At 40.1% G+C, this 16,716-nt stretch carries 15 protein-coding genes and 2 tRNA genes; 11 read left to right on the top strand and 6 right to left on the bottom strand.

Annotated elements, in window-relative coordinates:
• Nucleotides 1-10 precede the first annotated feature (10 nt).
• From ACKWB9_RS04390 to ACKWB9_RS04375, 4 genes are all read left to right on the top strand, one after another.
• Nucleotides 11-967: a PorP/SprF family type IX secretion system membrane protein gene (locus ACKWB9_RS04390; protein WP_414001778.1), complete on the top strand. Its 957-nt coding sequence runs from the start codon at nt 11-13 to the stop codon at nt 965-967.
• A 44-nt stretch (nt 968-1,011) separates the two neighbouring features.
• The gene (folB, locus tag ACKWB9_RS04385) at nt 1,012-1,374 is read left to right on the top strand and encodes a dihydroneopterin aldolase (RefSeq protein WP_414001777.1); all 363 of its coding nucleotides are present in this window, start codon (nt 1,012-1,014) and stop codon (nt 1,372-1,374) included.
• 37 nt (nt 1,375-1,411) lie between these two features.
• Nucleotides 1,412-1,483, top strand: a tRNA-Cys gene (locus ACKWB9_RS04380).
• Nucleotides 1,484-1,570: 87 nt separating this feature from the next.
• Nucleotides 1,571-1,641 (top strand) — tRNA-Cys (locus ACKWB9_RS04375).
• A gap of 176 nt (nt 1,642-1,817) precedes the next feature.
• Here ACKWB9_RS04375 and ACKWB9_RS04370 read toward each other — a convergent pair.
• Nucleotides 1,818-2,216, bottom strand: a complete 399-nt coding sequence (locus ACKWB9_RS04370; protein ID WP_414001776.1) for a DoxX family protein — start codon at nt 2,214-2,216, stop codon at nt 1,818-1,820.
• A 1-nt stretch (nt 2,217) separates the two neighbouring features.
• Nucleotides 2,218-3,381 carry a DNA polymerase III subunit gene (locus ACKWB9_RS04365; RefSeq protein ID WP_414001775.1) on the bottom strand — a complete coding sequence of 388 codons (1,164 nt, stop codon included), beginning with the start codon at nt 3,379-3,381 and terminating at the stop codon, nt 2,218-2,220.
• Nucleotides 3,382-3,615: 234 nt separating this feature from the next.
• On the opposite strand from ACKWB9_RS04365, the gene ACKWB9_RS04360 reads away from it, so the two are divergent.
• From ACKWB9_RS04360 to ACKWB9_RS04350, 3 genes are all read left to right on the top strand, one after another.
• A complete protein-coding gene (locus tag ACKWB9_RS04360; protein WP_414001774.1) occupies nt 3,616-4,806 on the top strand; it encodes a phosphoglycerate kinase in 1,191 nt (396 codons plus the stop codon).
• Between the two features lie 118 nt (nt 4,807-4,924).
• On the top strand, nt 4,925-6,565 hold the full coding sequence (locus ACKWB9_RS04355) for a LysM peptidoglycan-binding domain-containing protein (protein ID WP_414001773.1): 1,641 nt from the start codon (nt 4,925-4,927) through the stop codon (nt 6,563-6,565).
• Nucleotides 6,566-6,578: 13 nt separating this feature from the next.
• Nucleotides 6,579-7,625, top strand: coding sequence for a DUF4837 family protein (locus tag ACKWB9_RS04350; protein WP_414001772.1), 1,047 nt, complete (start codon nt 6,579-6,581; stop codon nt 7,623-7,625).
• 12 nt (nt 7,626-7,637) lie between these two features.
• Here the strand turns inward: ACKWB9_RS04350 and ACKWB9_RS04345 are convergent, their stop codons facing one another.
• The 4 genes from ACKWB9_RS04345 to ACKWB9_RS04330 form a co-directional block, all read right to left on the bottom strand.
• Nucleotides 7,638-7,814, bottom strand: a complete 177-nt coding sequence (locus ACKWB9_RS04345) for a DUF6747 family protein (protein WP_414001771.1) — start codon at nt 7,812-7,814, stop codon at nt 7,638-7,640.
• 212 nt (nt 7,815-8,026) lie between these two features.
• Nucleotides 8,027-8,197, bottom strand: a complete 171-nt coding sequence (locus ACKWB9_RS04340; protein ID WP_414001770.1) for a DUF6747 family protein — start codon at nt 8,195-8,197, stop codon at nt 8,027-8,029.
• 204 nt (nt 8,198-8,401) lie between these two features.
• Complete coding sequence (locus tag ACKWB9_RS04335) at nt 8,402-10,903, bottom strand: OmpA family protein (protein ID WP_414001769.1); 2,502 nt, start codon at nt 10,901-10,903, stop codon at nt 8,402-8,404.
• Between the two features lie 295 nt (nt 10,904-11,198).
• Nucleotides 11,199-11,384: a Sec-independent protein translocase subunit TatA/TatB gene (locus ACKWB9_RS04330; RefSeq protein ID WP_414001768.1), complete on the bottom strand. Its 186-nt coding sequence runs from the start codon at nt 11,382-11,384 to the stop codon at nt 11,199-11,201.
• A gap of 202 nt (nt 11,385-11,586) precedes the next feature.
• Here ACKWB9_RS04330 and ACKWB9_RS04325 point away from each other — a divergent pair, with 202 nt between their 5' ends.
• From ACKWB9_RS04325 to ACKWB9_RS04310, 4 genes are read left to right on the top strand one after another with little or no spacing between them, the layout of a single operon-like run.
• Nucleotides 11,587-12,456, top strand: a complete 870-nt coding sequence (locus ACKWB9_RS04325) for a M23 family metallopeptidase (RefSeq protein ID WP_414001767.1) — start codon at nt 11,587-11,589, stop codon at nt 12,454-12,456.
• A gap of 5 nt (nt 12,457-12,461) precedes the next feature.
• Nucleotides 12,462-13,961, top strand: a complete 1,500-nt coding sequence (locus tag ACKWB9_RS04320) for a GH3 auxin-responsive promoter family protein (protein WP_414001766.1) — start codon at nt 12,462-12,464, stop codon at nt 13,959-13,961.
• A 50-nt stretch (nt 13,962-14,011) separates the two neighbouring features.
• A complete protein-coding gene (locus tag ACKWB9_RS04315) occupies nt 14,012-15,694 on the top strand; it encodes a DUF6909 family protein (protein ID WP_414001765.1) in 1,683 nt (560 codons plus the stop codon).
• Nucleotides 15,695-15,697: 3 nt separating this feature from the next.
• Nucleotides 15,698-16,693: a hypothetical protein gene (locus ACKWB9_RS04310; protein WP_414001764.1), complete on the top strand. Its 996-nt coding sequence runs from the start codon at nt 15,698-15,700 to the stop codon at nt 16,691-16,693.
• Nucleotides 16,694-16,716: the final 23 nt, after the last annotated feature.

The following is a 16,716-nucleotide window of genomic DNA, read 5'->3' as shown; positions in this document are numbered from 1 at the left end:
TAATAAAACTATGTGTAGCAGACTATTGGCCTTGGTCTTATTAATAAATACCTTTTCCCTTAGTGGTCAAGAACTCAATTCGCCTCAATTATCGCAATATTTGGCGGATAACCCCTTTGTCCTATCCCCAACATATGCAGGTATCGGAGATCATGTCAAAATAAGGATGAATGGTCTAGCGCAATGGGTGGGTATTAAGGATGCACCGAGAACTCAATCGTTGGCTGCCGATATGCGTATAGGAGAAAAATCAGGAGTTGGAATCTTCTTTTACAATGATAAAAATGGTTACACCAAACAGCAAGGAGCACGGGTTTCGTTTGCACATCATTTAACCTTGGACAGGTATGACGACGAGTTTTTGTCATTTGGAATTTCATATAATTTTAATCAGTTTAGAATTGACACAAATGAATTTGACTTATTAGAATTCCCGGATAATGGAGTAGTCAATAATCGTCAAACAACAAATCACAACTTTGACGTGGGGCTTCTATATCGATTCGATAAATTTTATTTAGCTGCTAATGCATCAAATATATTAGAAAAAGACCCTCAAAGTCTTACTTTTGATGTGGATGAACCTAATGAATTAAGAAACTATTATGTTTATACGGGATATAGATATACTAAAAATAAAAACAGCAAAGTGGAAATTGAACCGTCGTTACTGTTTAAAATTTTTGAAAGTGATGGTCGTTCGGAAACAGATTTAAATTTAAAATTTCGATTTTACGATTTTGAGGATTATTACTATGCGGGTATAAACTATCGTTTTTTAAACGACCAGATCGGAGATCCGTTATATATATCGCCTATTGTAGGTTTTAAGAAAAGCAATTTCTATTTTGGGTATTCCTATCAGATCATTTTAAATGAAATCCTGGGCTATAGTACGGGAACCCATGTGCTTACATTGGGGGTAGACCTTTTTCAGGGCATCAGTAATTGCAGGTGTACCTATTAAGTTTAGTTACTTTGTTATAAGTTTGCGGAAATCTTCATTTCGTCATGGGCAAAGTATGGGTCAAAAATATCAGGGTGTACGCCCATCACGGTTGTTTACCGGAGGAAACCGTTATCGGCAGCCAATATTCCGTAGATGTCTCGGTAAGAACGGATCTTTCCAAAGCCGCTATATCGGATGACCTAAAGGATACCGTAGATTATGTACATATCAATAAAATAGTAAAGGAAGAAATGGCCGTTCCCTCAAAATTGTTGGAGCATGTGGGTAAACGTATCTTAGATCGGATTTTTAGGGAAATCCAGACCGTAAAAAAAGCCGAAGTAGGGGTGTCTAAAATGAATCCGCCTATAAATGGCGATGTGGAAAAGGTAACGATAGTGTTAAAATCCAAGAGGAACAAATAACCCTTAAAGGATTTAAGTAGTATTTTTAAATTGAAATGGCATTGTGGTCGAAATGGTTAGACAAAGCCCCGCAAGGACTTTCATGGTGGTTCGAGTCCACCCGATGCCTCTAAAGCACTATATGAACAATAGGATTAAGCGCATATAAATTGAGCTAAAATAGAATTATTGTTTATTTTTGCAGTCTTGAAAAAAAGGCATCGTGGCCGAGTGGCTAGGCACAGCTCTGCAAAAGCTTGTACAGCGGTTCGAATCCGCTCGATGCCTCACAGAACCTTCCCGATCGGGGAAGGTTTTTTTGTTTATAAGAACCCAACCGATTTACATTAGACGGTGATTATTCATTTTGATAGTACGAAATATGAGCGGTGGGAAACCTCAATATGATAACGTTCTGCCCTGCTCTTTATTCAGATTGAATATCAACTTTGTAATTACCTTTTTTAGGATTGTAAGAGAAAGACTAAAAAGATGGCTGGTACAAAATAGATAGCAATGGTCTTTGCCCCTTCATAATCCTTGGCCATGCGTTGGCCAAAGAGCAGCATCAACAAGGTTAAACAAGATAGAATGGCCCCATAAAATGCAGTGGTCTTGCCTCCTCCCACGAGGAGTTGATACGCTCCCATTGTACAAAGTGCCGCTGCAACAACTTCGGTAAGCATTACAATGCTCAGGAGTGCCGGAACCATATTTTTAAGGGGTGTTTTAGAAAAATGACCTTTGAGCCAGGATAGATTTCCCTGCCAGTCCATGATTTTATCCACACCACTTTGCAAAAAAGTAATGATCAAGAACAGTAGTAATAGTATTTCTGTGGCACTAATCAATAAAATTTCCATATCATAAAGGTATTTGTGTCGTTTTTTTATGGAGTAGTCGGGTAAGTTTGATGGAAATATCGGTAAAGATGATTTTTGCATTGCCGTTCCGCTCCACATGGTAGATGGCATTCTCCAATTCTTCCGTAATATTCAGGATATTGTTTTCATGGACAAATGGCGCAAACTTCTCCAATTGGAACCCATCGGCATGAATTTTCATATAGGCCAGTTCATGCGCCCCGTAATTGATCAGTAAGGCCTGTCTCATTACCGTTAAACAATAGTGAAGGAATTTCTTTTGGGTCTCCCTTCCCGTTTTGGCCAATTCATTGCTCCAAAGTATCAATTCATGAATGGCCCCTTTGTTGCCTTTGGCCTTAAATGCACTGCGGACCCATTGCACGAACCATTTTTCAAAGACCAGGTCTTCGGAATCCTGGTTTAAAAGATCCAACGCCTTATTATAGTTGCCGTTGGCCTCATGTGCCAAGCGCATGGCCTCTTGCTTTGTGGCCCCATTTTTTATTAAGGCATTCGCTATTACGGTTTCGGGTAATGGGGGGAAATGCAGGATTTGACACCGGGAGCGTATGGTTTGGATAATCTGTTCCTCGTCTTCAGAAAGCAAAAGAAAGATGGTTTTTTCGGGGGGTTCCTCTATCAGTTTTAGCAATTTGTTAGCTGCTGAGGTATTCATCTTTTCCGCCATCCAGATCAACATCACCTTATGACCGCCTTCATAAGATTTCAAAGAGAGTTTTTTAACAATATCCTGAGCTTCGTCTACCCCGATCTGTCCCTGTTTTTTTTCAATTTCGATCAGCCGGTACCAATCAAAAAGGTTGCCGTAGGGCTGTTCTTTTACAAACTGCCGCCATTCCTGCATATAATGATTGCTTACAGCATGACTTTTTATCTTGTCCGAGTTGGCCACGGGGAACGCAAAATGAAGATCTGGATGGGCAAGACCTTCAAATTTAAGATTGCAGGCCGTATCGCTCCCTTCATTTTCCCCCTGTGCATTTTGGCATATAATGTATTGTGCATAGGCCAGTGCCATGGGTAATAGTCCGCACCCTTCGGGGCCTACAAAAAGCTGTGCATGCGGAATACGACCGGCATCGGCACTAGACGTCAAATGATTTTTAATATGGGAAAGCCCTAAAATTTGATCGAATAACATTAATTCAAATATAGTTGTTTTCCCGTATTACGGGATTAAAGTTGTTCCGAGCTTTTTAAAACGTGCAAATTTTGAATAGAATAACAGTTTGATTGAATGTAAAAGAGGGTTTTTACAGAAGAATTGAAACAACGCAAGTTTATTAAAACAGACGATTATAAATAATTGACGGGAGTATTTTATCCCAAACCCATTAATCTTTACATTTGCCGTTCATTTAAAAGCAAAATCGGCATGAAGACATTGGACAATTATAACTTTGAAAATAAAAAAGCACTGATCCGTGTGGATTTTAATGTTCCCTTGAACGAAAATTTTGAAGTGACGGACACCAATAGGATAGAAGCTGCAAAACCAACTATAATCAAGGTGTTGGAAGATGGGGGAAGTGCCGTTCTGATGAGTCATTTGGGTAGACCGAAAGGAGAAAGAAACCCAGATTTGTCCTTAAAACATATTTGCGCAACGGTTTCCGATATCATTGGTGTTGAGGTCAAGTTTGTGGCGGATTGCGTAGGAGAAGAGGCCGAAAAGGCGGTTGCGGGGCTTCAAAATGGAGAAGTGCTTTTATTGGAAAACCTAAGGTACTATGCTGAAGAGGGAAAAGGAGATGAGAATTTTGCGGAGCAATTGTCAAAACTGGGGGACATCTACATAAACGATGCTTTTGGTACGGCGCACAGGGCACATGCTTCCACCACCATTGTGGCAAAGTTTTTTCCGAATGCCAAGTGTTTTGGATATTTGTTGGCAAAAGAAATCGATGCCATTGCCAAAGTGATGCAAACCGGAGAAAAACCGGTTTTGGCCATTTTGGGCGGAGCCAAGGTGTCCTCGAAAATTACGATTATTGAAAACATTCTGGACAAGGTAGATGACCTGATTATAGGAGGTGGAATGACCTATACATTTATAAAGGCCCAAGGAGGTGAGGTCGGTGATTCTATTTGTGAGGATGATAAAATGGAATTGGCCCTGAACATTTTAAAACAAGCCAAAGAAAAAGGGGTAAATGTCCATATCCCGGTAGATGTCATTGCGGCGGACGACTTTAGCAATGAGGCCAATACCCAAATAATGGACGTAAATAAGATACCGCAGGGGTGGCAGGGTCTGGATGCCGGACCAAATACCTTGGAAAGTTTCAAATCGGTTATTCTCGGAGCCAAGACTATTTTGTGGAACGGTCCTGTTGGCGTATTTGAAATGGAGAGTTTTGCCAAAGGAACGATCGCCGTTGGAAATTGTATTGAAGAAGCTACCAAGAACGGTGCTTTTTCACTTGTAGGAGGAGGGGATTCCGTCGCAGCGGTAAAACAATTCGGATTTGAGGAGAAAGTGAGTTACGTCTCTACCGGAGGAGGGGCCATGTTGGAGAGCCTGGAGGGCAAAACATTGCCGGGTATCGCTGCAATATTGGCGTAGTAAAGGCCGTTATCGATAAACGGGATACATTTTATTGGCAGCATTTTAAGAGGTAAAATTTTATTCCCAGAAAAAAATGTGCGATTTTCGTTAGTCCCGCTAAGAAATTTTCGCCTTTATGAAAAAGCTTGATCAAATCTCTTTTTGCCTACTTGGGTTTTTGTTGTTGTCTTTTTCCGTTTTTTCACAGGAAAAGGATTCCCATACCATTAAACATGGAATTCAAGACAGCATGGTCCGGATACCTGTGGATACGGTCTTGTCAAACCCCGTGATCAATAAAAATAATACAGGGGTACAGGCAGCGGAACAACGGCCGGATGCAGGCCTTCCTTTTTATAAATCGGGAAAGGATAAAAAATACGACCTTCGGGATAATAGTACGGCAGCTAAATACGATAGCCTTTGGATGAAGGAACTCATTGCCAATGCACCCTTATTTGAAGAAATCCATGAAGAGGTGGTTCATTTGGATCCTTCCGTCCCCTATATTTATGACCTGCCAACGGATACGTTGAGACTCCGTCTTCAAAAACTGAATGAAAAGACCCCTTTTAATGTGGCGTACAATCCATCCTTGGAAAATGTGATCAAATCCTTTTTGACCAGAAAGCGGGATTTAATGGAACGTATGCTAACGGTCAGCCAGTTTTATTTTCCACTTTTTGAACAGGAAATGGACAATCATGATATCCCGTTGGAAATGAAATACCTCTCCATTGTGGAATCCGCTTTAAACCCCAAAGCACGCTCACGGGTAGGGGCAACCGGTCTGTGGCAGTTTATGTACGGTACCGGAAAAATGTACAAGCTGGATGTTACCAGCTACGTGGACGAGCGTAGCGACCCTATAAAATCCACGGCCGCCGCATGCAGGTATCTGTCCAAGTTATATGATGTTTTTAACGATTGGGACTTGGCCCTGGCAGCCTATAACTCCGGCCCAGGCAATGTAAACAAGGCGATCAGACGGTCGGGAGGCTATAAGAACTATTGGAATATCCGTAGGAACTTACCAAGGGAGACTGCAGGCTATGTACCTGCTTTTTTGGCTACGATGTATATTTTTGAGTATGCCAAGGAACACGGATTAACGGGCAAAAAAGCGGACCGCATTTATTTTGAAACGGATACCATACACATAAAGAGCATTATTACCTTTGATCAGATTTCTGAATTAGTGGGTATAGATAAGGAAGAGCTTAAGATTTTGAACCCTTCCTATAAATTGGACGTTATTCCGTATATAAAGGGAAAGGAATACACCTTAAGGCTTCCTATAGCGGATATGGGCAAATTTGTAGCTAATGAGGAAGCTATTTATGCCCATGTGGAAAAAGAACTGAAAAGTAGGGAAAGTCCGTTACCGCGCTTAATAAAGCAGGCCGAAGAAGGAAGAATACGCTACAGGGTACGCAGTGGGGACTATTTGGGCAAAATAGCGGAACGCTATGGGGTTGGCGTGAACCAGATAAAACGATGGAACGGATTGCGGAGCAATAACTTGCGTATCGGCCAACGGTTGACGATATTCCCAAGAAGAAACCGAACGGCATCGGTAAAGCCCAAAAACACATCTTCTGGAAACATTGTTTCTAATGGAACCAAGGTCCATGTAGTGCGCAGTGGAGACTCTTTATGGACGATTTCCAAAAAATATCCTGGAATTAGTATTGAAAATTTACGAAAATGGAACGGTATTAGCGGTAACAATTTAAAACCGGGCACAAAATTAAAATTGTGCGATTGTTCATCGTAAACCAGAACTTAAAATGAAAAAACTTAAAACATTTTCCCTTATTGTCCTTTTAATCGTGTTTTCCTGTAAAGAAAGTGGGAAAGCGGATTATTTACCAGAATCCGTAGGTGCTGTAAATACTTTGACCGTGGTTATCGACAACGAGTTATGGAAAGGTGAGGTGGGAGATAAGATACGGGAGCATTTTGCCGCTCCGGCCCTTGGCCTTACCTGGGACGAGGCACAGTTTAGCATCACACAAATTCCTCCACAGATTTTTTCGGGAGCCATTAGGAATACAAGATCGGTGCTGTATGTTATGGAAGATTCTTTGAACATTGCCCATATGAAATCCAATATGTATGCCAAACCCCAGAAAGTAGGAATCGTAAAAGGACGCAATAAAGCGGAGATTATTGAAAATTTGGATAAGAAGGCACCACAATTCGTTGCCAGATACAGGGAAAATGAACTGAAACAGGCACAAAAGCGGTTTCTCCGTTCTTTGAACAAGGAAAAGGCAATGGAGGATGAATTTGGGATTACGATGGACATTCCTTCCATTTATAAAGTTGGCAGGCAGGCAGATAATTTTGTATGGATGGATAGGCAGATACAAAAGGGGACCATGAACATTATTGCCTATACCGTACCCTGGGATAGCTTTAAAAATGATACTACTTTCGTTCAGGATATTGTACAAATGCGAGATTCCATAGGCAAACTGTTTATTCCCGGGGAAGATATTCCGGGAAAGGAAAATCATATGATCACGGAGAAGGCATTTTCCCCTTATGTTTTTCCTGCCGAGGTCTCACAGAGAAAAGCGGCCGAAGCTAGAGGAATTTGGGAAATGTCCGCATACCCTATGGCAGGTCCGTTCCTGACCTATATTATAAACGATAAACCCAACAATAGAAAATTGATATTGGAGGGCTTTACGTTTGCCCCTGCGACGGAAAAAAGAGATTATATGTTTGAATTGGAAGCGATATTGAAAACGGGAAGGTTCAACACCCCTGAAGGAAGAAGGGAAAACGAAACAGGCCCGGATATTTCCCGGGCCTTTTTAGTTTTGTGACGATGCTTTCTTTTAGAAGTTTCCAAAAGAAAAACCGGTGGACACCCTATATATAAAAGCATAAAGAGCCACGGCTATCAAAAAGAAACAGATCCAGGAGAATATCTTGAAATAGTTTTCCAAGAGGATGTTTTTCCAGTTTTTAAAAGCCTCTGCATAAATTTCCTTTATGAGTAAAAATCTTTCCATACCTGAACATTTATTTTATATAAATACAAAGTTCGGGCCGAACGGGGAATCCCATAAATAAAATAGGCCAAAGAAGGCATATCCGCTATGAAAGGACTGGTTTATTTCAGGAAATCCGTAAAATGCCGATTTATTCGTTATACGAACCTTGCTTAAAAACAAAAAGCACCGATATACGGTGCTTTTTAAGGGCCTGGTTGATTTAACTTGGGTCAATCAAAGGCAAATCCCGTAGCGATTCTAAAAATAAAGGCATAGAGAACTACGGCAAAACTTGCAAAACAGAACCAAGAAAATGCTTTAAAGTATGATTTGACCAAAGTGTGGCCTAGGTTTTTAAAAGCTTCTAGATAAATTTCTTTAATAAGTAGGGCATTTTTCATGATATGGGATTTGGGATTGTTTATATATAACTGATAATCATATAAATAGGTATATTTTGCCGTTTTTTTGTTGTGAAGAGGGGTTAAGTTGTTGTGAATTGTTGGAACGGGAAAGATCATCTCTTGGTAAATGACGCTCTTAAAACAAAAAGCCACTATAGGTCTTAGCTATAGTGGCTTTATAATGTATAAGTTATTTTTTGGTTACATGCTTACGATGACGAATTCCGATCTACGGTTCAGGTAATGTTTTTGTTCTGTACAGCGTACGCTTCCATTACATTCATTCAACAGTCTTTCTTCACCATAACCAGTGGCACTTTGTATGCGTTCCGGACTGATTCCCTTGGATATAAGGTATTCTTGGGTAGCCTTGGCCCTTTTATCCGACAGGTATTTGTTATACACGGCATTACCTCTGGAATCGGTATGGGATTCAATTTTGATGACCATTTCTGGATATTCGTTCATTACCTGCACCAATTTATCCAATTCTGTAGCTGCCTCTTTTCTAATATGTGATTTGTCAAAGTTAAAGTGGATCATTTCGGTCTTTAACTTACGGATACCATTTTGGACCGTAATTTTTTCGTTGAGCCTTCTTAGGGAAACAGCTACGCTGACCGTTTCGTTTTCTTTGGTGGCCGCTTCTCGGGTATCTTCGGAAAAGGTTCCCTTGGTGGTTCGTAAAGTGTATCTGGTATTGGAATCCAGACCTTCGAATATAAAGCTGCCATCTTCCGCTGTCTCCGCCTCTTTCAACTTCATATTGTTTTTGTCCAATAACTCCACTAAGGCTTTGGGCATAATATCCCCCGTTACCAGTTCGGTCACCGTACCGGCTATGGCGTTTAAATTATCGGGTGTCTCTTCTACGACCAATCTTTTAAAGGAATAAATATCATCGTCCCCTTTTCCACGGGTACGATTGGATGCAAAAAAACCTTTTTGGGTATCCTCGTTCACGATATAGGAGAAATCATCTTTATTACTATTTACGGGCTTGCCTAGATTTTTTACCTCTAAAAATCCCCCCTCTTCATTAAAATCCGCTTCATAAATATCCAATCCCCCCAAACCTATATGCCCGTTGGAAGAAAAATATAATTTTTTCTCATTAACGAACGGAAACATCTCTTTTTGTTCCGTGTTTATTTCAGGCCCAAGGTTCCGTGGTGTGGAAAATCCTCCATCTTCCAAGACATCTACCACAAAAATGTCGGTCTGGCCGATGCTTCCGGGCATATCCGATACAAAATAGAGTTGTTTCCCATCCTTGCTCAAGGCCGGATGTCCCGTAGAATATGTATCACTATTAAAAGCGACTTCTGTGGCTTCGGTCCATTCCCCCCCTATTTTTTGTGACCGGTAGATTTTAAGGTTGTTAATGCCCTTTTTGTCCCGTTTTAATTTTTTGCCATAATTGTTTCTTGTAAAATACATGGTTTTCCCATCTGGGGAAAAAGTAACGGAAGCCTCATGATATTTGGTATTTACCTTTTTAGAGAATTTAATGGCGTTTTTAAGTTCCATGGATTCTTCATTGAGTTGGGCTACATAAAGATCCAAATAAGGTTGATTGTTCCATTTATACCGCCTGGTTTTAAAAAAGGAAGAATCCTTTGCCGATGCATAGACGACCTTATCGGAATTATAGAACATTGGGGAAAAATCCGAATATTTAGAGTTGATTTTGATGTTCTTTATTTCAAACCGATGCTTATCCTTTAAAATATTGTCCAAAGCCACCTCGTTCCTCCTAAAATTTCGTGATTTGGCCTTTTTGAGGCTGCGGGTTTCTTTAAACCTTTTGTCATAAAGCCGCATTAACCGTTTTGAACGGCTGTAGTTGCCAATTCCTTTTAAGGTATGGGCGTATTTAAAAATATTATCCGCGGATAGTTCCTCACCGTGCTTCTCATATAAAAGGGTGTACCATTTATAGGCTTGCTTCATATTGGTGTTGAAATAATGGGCATCCCCTGCTTTTTGTAGAATCCTGTAAGGATAATTCCCGGGATTCTTGGCAAGTGCCAGTTCATAAAATTTGGCAGCTTCGGCATACCACATTTTATTAAAATATTTGTCGGCACGTTTGAGCAACCTGTTTTGGGAAACGGAAACATTATTATCTCCCGCTTGCTCCAATAGGGCAGCATTGGGATTTACCGTAGCCGTTTTTGTCCCTGCAGACCCGGACAACAGATCATAGGTAACGGATTCCAAGGGAACCATTTCTTTCTCGGGAACGTTGTTGCTTATTTTGAGTACCCATACATCATTTTTGTATTTTCGGTCAAATTGGGATTTGCAATCTTCCAATGCCGTTTGCCATGAATTATATTGGGAAAGATACAGGTAGTAGAGGTTATTTTCGGTATTTTGGAAATAACCGGATTCAAAACCCTTCTTTTTAAACTTTTTGACCTGTTTTTTCAGGTTTTTAGACTTGCTGAATACTCCGGAAATGATGTAGTATCCATCTTCAATTTCGGTTAAATTTTCAAATGTGCGGTGTGGAACATCATAGGATTTTGCCATTTGGGCAAATGCCCTATCATCTTCGATCATAGATGATGATCGGACATCGGCATCCATAACGGAAGACTGTTCCGTATTTCTTTCGGACAGCATATCCTCCTGAAAGCTTTGCGCCCTGGCTCCTATATGAAAAAGGAAGATGCAAATGGCGATTATATTTTTCATGCTCGTAATAATCTAAGGTTCCATCATCAAAAACTATGATCGCTTTGTTGATAAAGCACTAATGGATTCCATTTTGATTAAAATTATATCCGAAATTAAACCTTAAACCCCGGGGGATTCATTTTTTGTTGTGAAAAGGGTCATTTTTGTCGTGTAACCTTTAAACATATGGTTTTCAGGGTAAAACAGCTAAGCGTATTTAACAGGGTTTGGAGCAAAGAAAAAACGGATAAATTAAAAAACGACCATTTTTTAATGGCCGCTCTTGGTAAAATGAAATATGTTTTTGGAAGTGTTATTCCTTTTTGCCTTCCTCTATTTTTTCCTCTTCTTTAGAGGCATCCTTAAATTCTTTTATTCCGCTTCCCAGGCCCCGCATAAGCTCCGGTATTTTTTTCCCTCCGAATAATAATAGGACTACGACCACAATTAAGATTATTTGTGGAGCCCCAATTGCTAAAAAAGTAGATAAGATTGTCATAAAATGATGATTGTTAAGAATAACAAATGTACTAAAATCTAGTTAAGGGTACTAGAATATTAACGTATGGTGGTTATATTAATTGCTTGCTTGTACAATTACAGCTTTTTGTAGTTTTGGATTAGGGCAATTATTGGGCAGGGAATTATATTTTTATGGTTGATGCCGAACTATTTTCATCAGTAAGTTTATCTTTGTTACAATGGCCAAGAGTGTAAAAAAAAGAAAGGAAATAAAACGAAAATTACTGCACAAGTATCGTTTGGTAATTCTCAATGAAAGCACTTTTGAAGAAAAAATTTCTTTTAAACTGAGCAGGCTAAACGTTTTTGTTACAGGCTCCCTGTTCATGATAGGCCTTATAGGCCTTACGATCTTATTGATTGCCTTTACCCCCTTACGGGAATATATACCGGGTTATTCTTCTACAAAACTGAAAAAGGAAGCTACCGAATTGACCTATAAAACGGATTCTTTGGTGAGAACCTTAAATTATACCAATAAGTATCTAAATAATATCCGTATGGTTTTGACCGGGGATATCGAAAATAATCAAATTAACCGTGATTCTCTTTTTGAGCAGTTTAAATTGGATCCTGCCTCAGTAGATCTTACACCGATCAAAGAAGATTCCTTATTGCGCGCAGAAGTGGCCCTGGAAGACAAATACAATTTATTTGAACGCAATACCGATAAAAAGACCTTGATCTTGTTTCCTCCGATTACCGGTACGTTGTCCATGAGCTATGATGCTAAGAAAAAACACTATGGAGTGGATGTGGTCGCTCCAAAAGATACTCCTGTAAAAGCCGTTGATAATGGCACGGTTATTTTTTCCGAATGGACAGCGGATACGGGATATGTTATCATTTTGGAACATGAAGGTGGATTGCTCAGCGTGTACAAGCATAATGGATCCTTGGCCAAATCACAGGGAGCCATTGTGCGTGCCGGTGAAGTCATAGCTTCCGTAGGCAATACGGGCGAATTTACGACTGGCCCTCACTTGCATTTTGAATTATGGGATAGCGGCAACCCCGTAAATCCGCTCGACTTTATTGATTTTAATTGAATAAAATGTCCATTAAAGCGATCGCCGCCAAGATTTTCGCAAAATACATTGCAAAAAAAACTGAAAAATGGGTCAATTCACCCCTTAAGACCCAACAAAACGTGTTCAAGGAACTGTTGTCGCAAGCAGCACATACGGAATTTGGGAAAGACCATGATTTTAGGAATATTACATCGTATGCCGATTTTGCCGAGAAAGTGCCGATACGTGATTATGAGGAACTAAAACCTTATGTAAATAAGGTCGTGGCCGGGAAAGCCGATGTACTGTGGCCGGGAAAGCCTATCTATTTTGCCAAGACCTCCGGAACCACTTCCGGGGCCAAGTACATTCCCATTACAAAGGGATCCATTAAAAATCAGGTGGAAGCCTCAAGGAATGCCATTCTTAATTATATACATGAAACGGGCAGGGCCGATTTTGTAACCGGCAAAATGATTTTTTTACAGGGGAGCCCGGAGCTTGAGGAAAAGAATGGTATTAAATTGGGGAGGTTATCCGGTATTTCCGCACATTACGTACCCAACTATTTACAGAAGAACAGATTGCCAAGCTGGGAAACCAATTGTATAGAAGATTGGGAGACCAAGGTAGATACCATTGTAGAGGAGACCAAAGATCAAGACATGACCGTAATTGCGGGAATACCGTCTTGGGTACAAATGTATTTTGAACGGCTAAAAGAAAAAACCAATCGGAATATTGGGGGTTTGTTCCAAAATTTTGAACTTTTTATATACGGCGGTGTCAATTATGAACCCTACCGCAAGAAGTTTGAGGAACTGATCGGGCGAAAAATGGGAAGTATAGAATTGTTTCCGGCAAGCGAAGGCTTTTTTGCCTATCAGGATAACCAAAAAGAAAAAGGGATGCTCTTGTTATTGGATTCGGGCATTTTCTATGAATTTGTAAAGGCAGATGAATTCTTTGACGAAAATAGAAAAAGAATTACGCTGGAACATGTTGAACTGAACGTTGATTACGTAATGATTATTTCTACAAATGCCGGTCTATGGGCATATAATCTAGGAGATACCGTTCGGTTTGTTTCAAAAGAGCCCTTTAAGATAATCGTTTCAGGGCGCATAAAACATTTTATTTCCGCCTTTGGGGAACATGTAATCGCAAAAGAAGTAGAGGAAGCCATGTCCAAAGCTATCCGGGAAACGGATGCCAGGGTAAATGAATTTACGGTGGCACCACAAATAACACCTGAAAAAGAAGAATTGCCCTATCACGAATGGCTGATAGAATTTGAACGACTCCCTTCCAATATGGAGAAATTCATTGCTGTTTTAGATAATTCCCTCCAGGAGCAGAACAGCTATTATTATGATTTGATTTCCGGAAAAATATTGCAATCGTTGAAAGTGACACCGATAGAGATAGGAGGCTTTAGGGCCTATATGAAGGCTATAGGGAAACTTGGCGGTCAGAATAAGGTACAACGATTATCCAATGACCGCAAGGTGGCCGATGTTCTTTCCCGACAGACCATAGATTGATTTTTTGGCGGGAAAAACCAAAATATTAGTAGTTTTGTACGAAATTATCCATGCGAACAACCACGACCACTACAACACGGGCACAAGAATCCACCAACGCCATTGAACGGTTGTACGTGACCATGCGCCACTTGTTCAATCGTGGATTTTATAAACCAAACGGCGTTTCTGGAGAAGCGCTGAAAAATGCTCTATTAGCATTAAGACCGGAAATTTATGGGTCTGTCGCCGAGGAAAAAGCAGAACTGGACGGGCTTGTTTATGTATTGGATCGCCTGCCAGAAGGTATTGAGCAATGTCGATACATCAACCTGACCTCGGACGAAGGCTATGGGGTATCCCATATCAACCCAATCATTCCCCCAAAACGGAGGCGGAACTGTTACCGCATTGATGATGAGCAGATGAATATCGAAATTACGAGGGGCAGATCGGATATTTATGATATTCTAACACACCTTACCTTTCTTTTTATCGAATCCAAAAAAATTTGTAAACGTGTCCTGATTCCCGATACGAACAAGACCATTCGGGATTGGGTAAAATTGGAGAATGCCATAAAAAAAGAGGAACTTTCGCAACCCGAAAGGGAAATAGCTTTGATTCATACCGCCAATATTCTGGGAAGGTCCTTTGAGGAAATTATGGAGGTTTATGATAAGTTCGGCACTAAGGAGAACCCCGAACGGTTCCTTGGCATAGTTTTTTGGTTGGGAAAATTGGCCCTGGAAGAGGAGGTTACGGGAGAAAAAAGAACAATAACCTTTAGTGCATTGTTACGGGAGCGATTGGGGCATCACATACATGGGGAACGATGGGCGAACAACATCAAAGCGACTTTAAAAAAGCATGAGTTGCTAAAGCGGCCCATACATATTATTTCAGCGAATATGCATAGTGTTATGAATTCTCTTTATGCAAGAAAGGCACTTCATGAAGAATTCGGGGATTCCGCATCACTGGAAATTTTTGAGGCCTTGAGTGGTTCAGGAAATGCGTCCTTGCGGAATAAAGTACAGGAATATGCCGAAATAAATGGCATGATCAGTTTGGAAGATACCTCGGGGACAAATATCAATGTACAAATTTTTGATATGGCCAAAGTTGGTCCCAATGCCTGTTGTTATGAATTTCCCGACACTCCAAATGAACAAAAACCTGTTATCTTTGTCATGGACTACGCCTTTGGGGAGCAGGCCTATGAGACCGTAGATGAGCTGTTGAAACCCTTTGATAGGGAAAAGAAAGCTGTTTTTTTAAATGTAGTTTCAATTTCCATTATGGGTAAGGCCGGGATTTTGGAAGGAGGCAAGGGCGATTTGATGATACCTTCTGCCCATATTTTTGAAGGCACCGCAGATAATTATCCATTTAAGAACGAGTTGTGCGCCAAGGATTTTGAAGGATATGGATTAAAAGTTTATGAGGGTGCTATGGTGACCGTTTTGGGAACATCTTTGCAGAATAAGGATATCCTTAGGTTTTTTCACGAATCCACCTGGAATGTAATCGGTCTGGAGATGGAAGGGGTACACTATCAAAAAGCGATACAATCGGCATCAAAGATTCGGAAAAGTATCCGTGAAGACGTTAAAGTGAGTTATGCATACTATGCTTCGGACAATCCCTTGGAAACCGGTAGTACCCTGGCATCGGGAGGCTTGGGAACAACGGGTGTAAAGCCCACATATTTAATAACCGATAGAATATTAAAACAGATTTTTAATTCATAGCAAATGGCGGAAAGAGATTCGACGAACCCAACAAATAATTCTGACGAAATAGATTTAGGGCAATTGTTCCAAATGATCGGAAGAGGTTTTAATAGGCTATTCAGGGCCTTTTTGAGGTTGTTCCTGTACTTGAAAAAAAATGTACTCATTCTTTTGGGTCTTGCCATCTTAGGCGGAGCGATTGGATACACATTGAATCAAATAGTTACAAAAAAACTAAAGACAGAGGTCATCGTAAAACCTCAGATGGAAAGTAAAAACTATTTGTACGATGTGGTGAATGAGGTCCAGGCCAATATTAAATCGAAGGACACCACCTTTTTTAAAAGGCTAGGAATCAATATTGAAATGTTGGATGGATTGGAGGTTTCTATCGCGCCGGTTGATGATGGTAAAGTGAGTTCAGAAAGCGAAATGAAATTTCTGGAGCTACTGCAGAGTTTTGAGAGTACAGATGCCATATCGGATATTGTACGGGCCGAATTACAGAATAAAAGCTCCTTTAATCACAGGATTACATTTTCCTATAAGGATGCTGAAAAAGGACAGGAATTCGTAGAAAAAGTGATGGACTATATTAATTCCAATAGTTATTTTGATGAGTTGATCGAAGTATATCAATCAAATGCCAAAAAGCGAATTGAGGAAAATGAAATACTTTTAAAGCAGGCCGATGATATTATTATTAATTATTCCAATAAAATAGCTCGCGGCAATCAAAATCAGGGCAGTGATCGCATTGTTTTAGAAAGTGAAGAAAGCGTGGATATTACTGGCCTTTTTGAATACAAAAACAGCTTGATCAGGGATATCGAAGCTAGAAAGTTGGAATTGATAGAGCGTACAGATCCTATTAAGATCATTAATTTCGGACAACCCCAACAGATACAAAAAGCTTTTTTTGGGAAGAATATTGTTTTAATTCCTTTGATTTTGATAGGACTGTTCTTTTTAGGATCATTCCTAATCTATCTGAATAAAAAGGCAGAGGAACTGTAACTTTATATATTCACATCAAACAT

Origin of the sequence: Maribacter spongiae, assembly GCF_047345125.1 — a bacterium.
Classification (GTDB): domain Bacteria; phylum Bacteroidota; class Bacteroidia; order Flavobacteriales; family Flavobacteriaceae; genus Maribacter.
The sequence above is the reverse complement of the archived record's forward strand: the minus strand, read 5'-3'. Positions and strand labels throughout refer to the sequence as shown.

What these genes read in the sequence shown, in the direction of transcription:
- ACKWB9_RS04335 (WP_414001769.1), bottom strand. Translation starts at nt 10,903, where the DNA reads ATGAAAAATATAATCGCCATTTGCATCTTCCTTTTTCATATAGGAGCC.
- ACKWB9_RS04320 (WP_414001766.1), top strand. Translation starts at nt 12,462, where the DNA reads ATGTCCATTAAAGCGATCGCCGCCAAGATTTTCGCAAAATACATTGCA.
- ACKWB9_RS04310 (WP_414001764.1), top strand. Translation starts at nt 15,698, where the DNA reads ATGGCGGAAAGAGATTCGACGAACCCAACAAATAATTCTGACGAAATA.
- ACKWB9_RS04330 (WP_414001768.1), bottom strand. Translation starts at nt 11,384, where the DNA reads ATGACAATCTTATCTACTTTTTTAGCAATTGGGGCTCCACAAATAATC.
- ACKWB9_RS04350 (WP_414001772.1), top strand. Translation starts at nt 6,579, where the DNA reads ATGAAAAAACTTAAAACATTTTCCCTTATTGTCCTTTTAATCGTGTTT.
- ACKWB9_RS04360 (WP_414001774.1), top strand. Translation starts at nt 3,616, where the DNA reads ATGAAGACATTGGACAATTATAACTTTGAAAATAAAAAAGCACTGATC.
- ACKWB9_RS04355 (WP_414001773.1), top strand. Translation starts at nt 4,925, where the DNA reads ATGAAAAAGCTTGATCAAATCTCTTTTTGCCTACTTGGGTTTTTGTTG.
- ACKWB9_RS04315 (WP_414001765.1), top strand. Translation starts at nt 14,012, where the DNA reads ATGCGAACAACCACGACCACTACAACACGGGCACAAGAATCCACCAAC.
- ACKWB9_RS04365 (WP_414001775.1), bottom strand. Translation starts at nt 3,381, where the DNA reads ATGTTATTCGATCAAATTTTAGGGCTTTCCCATATTAAAAATCATTTG.
- ACKWB9_RS04390 (WP_414001778.1), top strand. Translation starts at nt 11, where the DNA reads ATGTGTAGCAGACTATTGGCCTTGGTCTTATTAATAAATACCTTTTCC.
- ACKWB9_RS04345 (WP_414001771.1), bottom strand. Translation starts at nt 7,814, where the DNA reads ATGGAAAGATTTTTACTCATAAAGGAAATTTATGCAGAGGCTTTTAAA.
- folB (WP_414001777.1), top strand. Translation starts at nt 1,012, where the DNA reads ATGGGCAAAGTATGGGTCAAAAATATCAGGGTGTACGCCCATCACGGT.
- ACKWB9_RS04370 (WP_414001776.1), bottom strand. Translation starts at nt 2,216, where the DNA reads ATGGAAATTTTATTGATTAGTGCCACAGAAATACTATTACTACTGTTC.
- ACKWB9_RS04340 (WP_414001770.1), bottom strand. Translation starts at nt 8,197, where the DNA reads ATGAAAAATGCCCTACTTATTAAAGAAATTTATCTAGAAGCTTTTAAA.
- ACKWB9_RS04325 (WP_414001767.1), top strand. Translation starts at nt 11,587, where the DNA reads ATGGCCAAGAGTGTAAAAAAAAGAAAGGAAATAAAACGAAAATTACTG.